The following is a 7558-nucleotide window of genomic DNA, read 5'->3' as shown; positions in this document are numbered from 1 at the left end:
CATCCGGTCTCTGCCTGATAGCGCATTCTGGTGTCGTCGTAGAAAGCCCGGTTGGTGGTCTTGTGATAGAGAAAACGATCGCTCGCCCGGGTTCGCTCGCTCGCCAGAACGACGTTGAAAACGGTGCTGCCGTCGACAGGTGTCAGGTCGGTCGAGGTGATTGAAACATCGCCCCGTGCGTTCAAGAGCAGACGCACGCGCTGCGCTCCGGTAAAGCCGGTGGCCTTTTCCAAAAGCACCGAGCGCACCTGACATTCTGAATAGTGGAACCCGAAATAGGCTGCCGACTTCTGCAGGCGTTGCAGGTGCCGGTCAAACAACAGATACCCTTCTGTCGGATCGAACGCCATAGTCTCGATCAGATCAAAGTCGGGTGTGTCTTCGGTCATGAATTTTAGTTTCAGTGCACATTCTTCGTATTCCGGCGCCGCTCCGGAATCGAAGATGACGCCTGATCCTGTTCCCGCCTCACCCGACCCGTCGTCGCGCAGCACCAGCGTCCGGATGGCAACATTCAACCGGAAATCACCTCCCGGCTTCAGATGCCCTATAGCACCGGTATAGACACCGCGCGGTCCGCTTTCCAGATCGTGGGCGATCTGCATCGCGCTGAGTTTGGGCGCACCTGTGATAGAACCGCAGGGGAACAACCGTTCAATGATCCTGGAAAATCCTATGCGCCGCGGCACGTTTGCTTCGACCGTCGAGGTCATCTGGTGCAGGCTCTGGTAACGCTCGACCTCGCACAGTTTCGCTACCCTGACCGTTCCGGTGTCCGCGATCCGCGATAGGTCATTGCGCATCAGATCAACAATCATCGTGTTTTCGGATCGCTGTTTGGGATCCCTGGCCAGATCGCGTGCAATCAGATTGTCCTCGGATGCATAGCGGCCACGCGGGGCAGTTCCTTTCATCGGTCTGGTCCGCAGGCATTCCCCTTGCCGTTCCAGAAACAGTTCCGGAGACAGGGACAGGACCGTCCGGTCTTCCATGCGGATATAGGCCGCGAATTCAACGGGCTGGCGGCGCATCAGGTCCAGAAACAGGCTTTCAGCAGGCCCCTGATGGCGCAGTCGCGCCCTCATGGTCAGATTGACCTGGTAGATATCGCCTTTGGCCAGATGATTTCTGACACGGTCAAAGGCGCGGGTATACCTCGCCTGATCCATGTCGAAGACCGGCTTTTGAATCGAAGCGGCCTCGCCTTCGCCCGCCGCCTCCAACAGAGCACGTGCGTCGTCCAGGTCGATTGATCTTGCGCCACCGTAAAGGCCGAACCAGAGCAGAGGATCGCCGGTTTCTTCAAAACGATTTTTCAGCTTGTCCTCAAAGGCATAGCCGAGTTCGTAAGCCAGATAGCCAGCGGCATATTTGCCTGCTGCCTGCGCCTCTTCCAGCCGTGCAAGACAGTCCGGAACGTCCTCCAGGCGAGTACAGGTCACAATTTCACCCGGCGCTTCAAACAGGAGCGCAGATTGCTGCTTCAACAAATCCAGAAGCAGGATGGACCCGGGCTTTAGCGCGCGTTCTGACATCAGTCGTGCCGATTCCCAATGCAGGCAGGAGTATCGCCCATATTGTAACCTGATTCATAAGGCTCAAGTGGCTCGTGAAGAGCGGCTCATGACATCCATGCGACATCAGGTCAAGTGTTCTGGTACTCAGACACGACAAAGACCGGCCGAAATACGACCGGTCTTTCATTAATCGATTGCTTCCGTTCGGTCAGGCGGCTTCTACATCGCGCAAGAATTCGTCGATCGAACGGCGCATCTCAGTGGCTTCCGCGTCAAGAACCTCCGTCACCTCCGCCATGGACGACGCCGACTGGCTGGTGCGCTCGACCGACTCCCGAACGCCGCCGATATTTTCCGCAACCCGTCCGGTGCCATCGGCTGCTTCCGCGACATTGCGGGAGATTTCCTGCGTTGCGGCCCCTTGCTCATCAACCGCAGCTGCAATTGCTGCCGTATAGCTGTTGACCTCGTCCATGGTGGCGGCAATAGCCCCGATCGATTCAACCGCGTCCTTGGTTTCGGCCTGGATCGCGGAGATTTGCGCACCAATTTCCTCGGTTGCCTTGGAGGTCTGGTTGGCCAGTTCCTTGACCTCTGCGGCGACGACGGCAAAGCCTTTGCCTGCCTCACCCGCGCGGGCCGCCTCGATGGTCGCATTCAGCGCCAGCAGGTTGGTTTGTTCGGCGATGGCCTGAATCAGGGTAACAACTTCACCTATGCGATTGGCCGCTTCTGCCAGACCCGCCACTTTCTGGTTGCTTGTCTGGGCATTCTCGGTGGCCTGAACGACAATGCTGGTTGTCTGTTCGACCTGACGCGAGATTTCCGCAATGGACGAAGACAGCTCTTCAGCGGCTGACGCCACCATTTGCACATTGGAAGAAGCGGTCTCGGAAGCGTCCGACACCGAACCGGCCCGACCTGTCGTATCCTGTGCGACGGCGCCCAACTCCTCAGCAGAGCTTCGCATTTCCTGAACCTTGAGACCAACACCATCCAGCTTGGCAGAGATATCTTCCTGGAAAGCCGCAATCCGCTGGCTGACCACTTCCTGTTTTGTGCGTTCCTGATCGTCGTACTGGGCGTTTTCTTCCTGAAGGTGAATTGCCTCAGCGCGAGCCTCTTCAGCTTCATGACGCGCGTGGTCCGACGCGGTGAAGGCGTTTGCCAGACTGTTCGTCATCCACCAAAGCGCACCGACTTCCGCAACAACAATGACCGCATGAAAGACGACCCGGCCAAAATCCGCCCCGTTCGGGAAAACCGCCCAGGGCAGAGCAAAGTTCAACACCAGGTGATGCACTGCAACCACTGCCGCATAAGCCACCAGTGCACGCCAGTCGACCCAGCTTGCCAGGATTGCCAGAACAGCGAAGAAATACATGTGACCGTCGAGCTGGAAGGAATTCTGCCCATCAGGCGTCGACAGCGACGCAACGAAAAGCGCGACCAAAGCTGCGAGCGACATGGCCGTCGCAAGCCGGGTTTCAACACCGGCACCGAACTTGAACCAGGTGCCCGTGGCAGCAACGCCTAAGAATAGAGCCGCACCACACACGATCCCCACCGAGACATTGCCGATCCACCACGCCGTCCCCATGACCATCAGCACGTTGAACCACGTGAAGTAAATAACGATCTTGGAAAATCTCTCCCTGAAACTGTCCAGACCGGAAACCATTGGTGCCGTCTCGCTCATGTCGCCCTCTCTAAAGACACCCCGATCCAGCGCGCGCAGGCATAGGCGACACTGGACGAGGCAACAAACCCTGCCCCCGACTTGTAGAGTCGAGCTATAAATTCCTGATCGGTGACTTCGGTCAAAGCCACCCAGGTTCCATCCTTGACGAAGATGATCCGTCCCTCGGCCTGTGCGACCACTTCAAGGGCCGGCTTCCCCCAGGGAGTTGCAATCACCGCAACAAGCCCGTTGCCGCTTGGCATCAAGGCTCCCAGCAGCATCAGGACACAGCTTCCCAGAAAATAGGTTGCCGCAAAGAACTTTGCGGATCGGCTCATTCAATCAGACCTCGACGCAGATGCGTTCAAGCCGAAGCTTTGCATTGCAACTTTAATAAAATCTGAAATGTTTTGATCAGGTTGCGATAATAGTGGTCAAACCAGGGTGTAAACTCGAGCCAGTCATCTTTCACCAATCGAATACTAGGAAAGAGCATTGTAATATTTGGCAATGCTTCTGAGACCCTGACAAGATCAACATACACCTGGACACCGCCTCGAGCCGGTTCGAAACGGCGTCCCTCCTTCTGAATTTACTTGTCTCAGCAAACGAACTCCGCCTGCCCTGTCAGCGAGGCGATATGTATCAAACGGTTTGGCTCAGGCGTTCTGGCCCAGTCCGATCGGGCAAGTGACGCCCGTTCCACCGATACCGCAATACCCGGACGGGTTCTTGGCCAGGTATTGCTGGTGGTAATCCTCGGCGAAGTAAAAGGTATCCAGTTGTCTGATTTCCGTTGTGATTGACGCGGGCACGCCACCATCTTTGAGTGCCTGCTGATAGGCTTTTTGTGAGTTCTCGACCGCCTGCAGGTCTTCCGCAGATGCCACATAGATCGCCGAACGATACTGGGTGCCGGTATCATTGCCCTGTCGCATGCCCTGCGTTGGATCATGGTTTTCCCAAAAGACCTTCAGCAGATCGTTCAAGCCGATCGCATTGGGGTCATAGACAACCAGGACCGCTTCTGTATGTCCCGTGCGGCCCGTGCAGGTTTCGTGATAGGTGGGATTGGGCGTGTGCCCACCCGCATAGCCGACTGCCGTTACGAAGCCCCCGGGCAACTGCCAGAACAAGCGCTCCGCCCCCCAGAAACACCCCATGCCGAAAAGAACTGTTTTCATACCCTGCGGATAGGGACCGACAAGCGGGTTGCCGTTGACGAAATGCCGTTCGGACGGCTCGATCGCCTCGGCACGGCCGGGCAAGGCCTCGTCCTTTCCCGGTAAGGAAAACTTTTTCGTCAGCATGGTCATAAAGGACATGTCGGGTCTCCCAGGAACGCCCACACCGCCTCCGGAAGTCTGAACCGAAGGCGGTGCGGTATTGTTTGTCGTCTTTGCTAAATGTGGCGCACCGGAGTGAAATTTCAAAGTGTCACTTCAGGCACCGCGATGGGGCTTACGCGAATTGGGGCTGATGCTGGCGGCGCTTGGCGCCTAGCCACATGAAGCCGAGGCCAAGCGGTGCGAATACTGCCCAGACCGGCCAGGTCAAAACGGTTTGCAACGCCGGATCCCACAGAGACGGGTGCACATAACGTTGAATAACGGCCTGGGACAGGTTCAAGGTTTCCGGCGACAGGTTGAACCATACCTGACCAAGAGGTGCCAAATGCATCTGGGACTGGGCAATTGAAGTGCTGGCATCCGATATACCGGCAATAATCGCTACGGCAAGAAAACCGTATCCAAACACGCGGAATAAAAACTTAACAACAGTGATCATGGTTTTGCCTTCAGCAGTACTCATTCTGAAGCGGTAATACTCGCAATTCATCGGGGGACGGATGTTCAGGCATCCGTTCTTGCCTTTAAGAAACAGTAATAGCTTAAAACATATGAACAAGATTTGATATACAACACATTCTTGTGAGTTTAGCGGAGCAATTTCGAGCCGAATACCGCCAGCTCAACAGTGTTCAGGGATTTTTGACGAAGCAATTTTGACAACACCATAAGGAGAAAACAACACAATCGGCAGAAACTCCTCTCAAGTGCCGCAGTGGGAATCGCACGCTGATCAGCCTACCAACAAACTCCATGTATCCGGTCCTTGACCCCTGGCAAGTCGGACGCTCCCATTCCTGAAACGCCCCGCCTCCGGTCTGCCTTCAACTGCAAATACCGGCTTTCATCAGCTTCACTGTTCTGGAAGAAATCCAAGTCTAATTGCTTCCAAACCACACCCCTTTCCACGACGTTCTTCACTCGGTGCGACAGTGAAAGTCCACAGCTTGTGGCTTGATCAAAAAAAACTCATTCAGGCGCTTGCACTTGCCCGGTTCCTGAGTATATTGCGCCCCACTCAAGCGGCTCCCGCTTGGTACGGACAGGTGGCCGAGTGGCTGAAGGCGCACGCCTGGAACGCGTGTATACGGGCAACCGTATCGAGGGTTCGAATCCCTCTCTGTCCGCCATATTTTTCAGGTCCATTCTCACCACATGGCTTACATTTGATACCGGAGAGATAGTTTACACTTTCTCCGGAGCGAATGGGTTGTTTGCCGGTTCGACGCGGTTTTCATTTTTGTCGAAGTACCCCAGATCATAATCGAGGAATGAGACGAGCCAAATCTCGTCATCGACTTCCCTGAGACCCAGGATTTGGCCGGCGAAGACCTGGCTGAGATTGATCTTCCGCTTTCCGATACAGATGCGCCCGCATCGTGTGACACGCACGGTGCGGTCATGGAACGGGTATTCCGGTTCGAGGGGCGGTTCATAGACCCGGGCCGAGGGTGTATAGAGGTCACCGGGACAGGCGCCTGCGAGGCCTTGGTGAGGCCGCTCATTGTTGTAAATCGCCATGAAACGTTCGAACCGCTCCTGCTGCTGGAGAAAGTTGAAGGCTGCGGGTTTTGTTGTTTCGCGCTTCAGGGTGAGATGCATGCGCTCGTGCCGGCCGTTCTGCTGCGGATGGCCAGGCTTGATGCGCTCGATCCGGATCCCCAGGCGCAGCCACCACACCGACAGCTTGCTCAATCCGAACAGCGCATGCGGGCTGGCAAAGGGCACGCCGTTGTCAGTACGAATGGCGGCGGGAAGCCCGAACTCCTTGAAGACACGTTCAAAAACGGAGACGGCGAAGTCGGATTTGGTACAGGTCAACCCTTCGCAGGCCAGAAGATAGCGTGATCTGTAATCGGTGATGGTCAGGGGATAGCAATATTGCCGGATCAGCTTGTCACGGATCTTCGGCGCACCCCAGGAGGGGTACTCGCGCTTGAGACCCAGGATGCAGCGCTCGATCTGAAAAGGCAGCTTGTTGGCCTGACGATAGGGGCGTCGGCTCCGGTCATTGAGGCCATCCAGGCCGCATTCCTTATACCGTTCAAAAATCTTGTACCCCGTGACGCGGGAGATCCCGAATTCACGGCACATCGGTGCCATCTTCTCACCTTCAAGAAGACGGGCAACGAAACGAAGGCGTTCATCCATTGGCCTACACTCTTTCCAAGGCATTCGGGCTCCCCCAAATGCGAAATGTGTAAACCATGTGCTCGGAATATAGTGTCAGCTATCTATCGATAAGCTCATCAAGGTCCATTCTCAAGAATTTAACTCACGCGCTCTTGAGTTCACGGGTCTGTCGTAGGCAGGCCCTGGTCAGGGCATGGAAAAGACTGCCTGTCACAGGCCTCCCTTGCGCGCAAAGGGCAACATGGCAGCCATTCAGATACCAGTTGCCGAAGCCCTGCAACGGGTGACTTCCGTATCAGTCGCAACTCTCCTGGCTTGCTCGACGTATGCATCTTCTGCTGCGTGTAAAACCATCCGTCTCACGAATCTTGCCAGCGTGACAATTGCAACCTCAAATACGAATTTTTCTTTTGGAACTAAAATTCTAAATTTATTCAATTTTTTCACACTAGGACAGCAATCAATAAAACACAGTTTTAACTTTTGGGAAGCAATTCACTTTTGAAGTGTTTTATTTGTGTATCCTGGGCAGGTCGGGCAACGCTTCGGCTGGATGCTCATGTAAAACCGTTAATATTGCAGCTTCGCCAATCGCTCTTTGAGAATGAGTGGCTGGGTGTAAGCGCTCGTGCGAAAAGAGGAATATTGGCAAGTGTGCACACTTTGCATGGCCACCGGTCGCAACGACGGACTCCCAATTGTTGCTGGTTTTTCCTGCAGCCAGACCGAAACAACTTCTTCGGCTGAAGTCCAAGCCTCCACTCCCACATACACGAATGACCAGATCGCCAATCAGCTCACGCACGGCTATTGGGGCGGATCGTCGCTTTCCTACAATGTCAGTGTTGGTGGTACCATAAGCGTCAATATCACGGCCT

7 protein-coding genes and 1 tRNA gene are annotated in these 7558 nt (G+C 55.2%); 2 read left to right on the top strand and 6 right to left on the bottom strand.

Features of this window, described 5'->3' with window-relative positions:
* The 5 genes from pabB to K5905_RS22525 all read right to left on the bottom strand — a co-directional run.
* Positions 1-1535: aminodeoxychorismate synthase component I (pabB, locus tag K5905_RS22545; RefSeq protein ID WP_297588022.1), on the bottom strand; the 1535-nt coding region annotated here is incomplete at its 3' end.
* Positions 1536-1725: 190 nt separating this feature from the next.
* Positions 1726-3216 carry a methyl-accepting chemotaxis protein gene (locus K5905_RS22540; RefSeq protein WP_297588020.1) on the bottom strand — a complete coding sequence of 497 codons (1491 nt, stop codon included), beginning with the start codon at positions 3214-3216 and terminating at the stop codon, positions 1726-1728.
* On the bottom strand, positions 3213-3536 hold the full coding sequence (locus K5905_RS22535) for a hypothetical protein (protein WP_297588017.1): 324 nt from the start codon (positions 3534-3536) through the stop codon (positions 3213-3215). The genes K5905_RS22540 and K5905_RS22535 overlap by 4 nt, the downstream gene beginning before the upstream one ends.
* 321 nt (positions 3537-3857) lie before the next feature.
* Positions 3858-4523: a peptide-methionine (S)-S-oxide reductase MsrA gene (msrA, locus tag K5905_RS22530; protein ID WP_297588014.1), complete on the bottom strand. Its 666-nt coding sequence runs from the start codon at positions 4521-4523 to the stop codon at positions 3858-3860.
* 136 nt (positions 4524-4659) lie between these two features.
* Positions 4660-4986: a hypothetical protein gene (locus tag K5905_RS22525; protein WP_297588012.1), complete on the bottom strand. Its 327-nt coding sequence runs from the start codon at positions 4984-4986 to the stop codon at positions 4660-4662.
* Between the two features lie 601 nt (positions 4987-5587).
* Between K5905_RS22525 and K5905_RS22520 the strand changes: the two genes are divergently transcribed.
* Positions 5588-5677, top strand: a tRNA-Ser gene (locus K5905_RS22520).
* Between the two features lie 55 nt (positions 5678-5732).
* Here the strand turns inward: K5905_RS22520 and K5905_RS22515 are convergent.
* Positions 5733-6698 (bottom strand): integrase core domain-containing protein, encoded by a 966-nt coding sequence (locus K5905_RS22515; protein WP_297588010.1) that lies wholly within the window; start codon positions 6696-6698, stop codon positions 5733-5735.
* A gap of 649 nt (positions 6699-7347) precedes the next feature.
* Between K5905_RS22515 and K5905_RS22510 the strand changes: the two genes are divergently transcribed.
* Positions 7348-7558: hypothetical protein (locus K5905_RS22510; RefSeq protein WP_297588007.1), on the top strand; the 211-nt coding region annotated here is incomplete at its 3' end.

The sequence above is a fragment of the Roseibium sp. genome, assembly GCF_025698965.1.
In the GTDB taxonomy this organism is placed as follows: Bacteria; Pseudomonadota; Alphaproteobacteria; order Rhizobiales; family Stappiaceae; genus Roseibium.
Note: the sequence above shows the minus strand (reverse complement) of the source record. Positions and strands in the feature narration are given on the sequence as shown.

Bases quoted from the DNA above. Each gene is read 5' to 3' on its own strand.
- K5905_RS22540 (WP_297588020.1), bottom strand. From the start codon at position 3,216: ATGAGCGAGACGGCACCAATGGTTTCCGGTCTGGACAGTTTCAGGGAG.
- K5905_RS22535 (WP_297588017.1), bottom strand. From the start codon at position 3,536: ATGAGCCGATCCGCAAAGTTCTTTGCGGCAACCTATTTTCTGGGAAGC.
- msrA (WP_297588014.1), bottom strand. From the start codon at position 4,523: ATGTCCTTTATGACCATGCTGACGAAAAAGTTTTCCTTACCGGGAAAG.
- K5905_RS22525 (WP_297588012.1), bottom strand. From the start codon at position 4,986: ATGATCACTGTTGTTAAGTTTTTATTCCGCGTGTTTGGATACGGTTTT.
- K5905_RS22515 (WP_297588010.1), bottom strand. From the start codon at position 6,698: ATGGATGAACGCCTTCGTTTCGTTGCCCGTCTTCTTGAAGGTGAGAAG.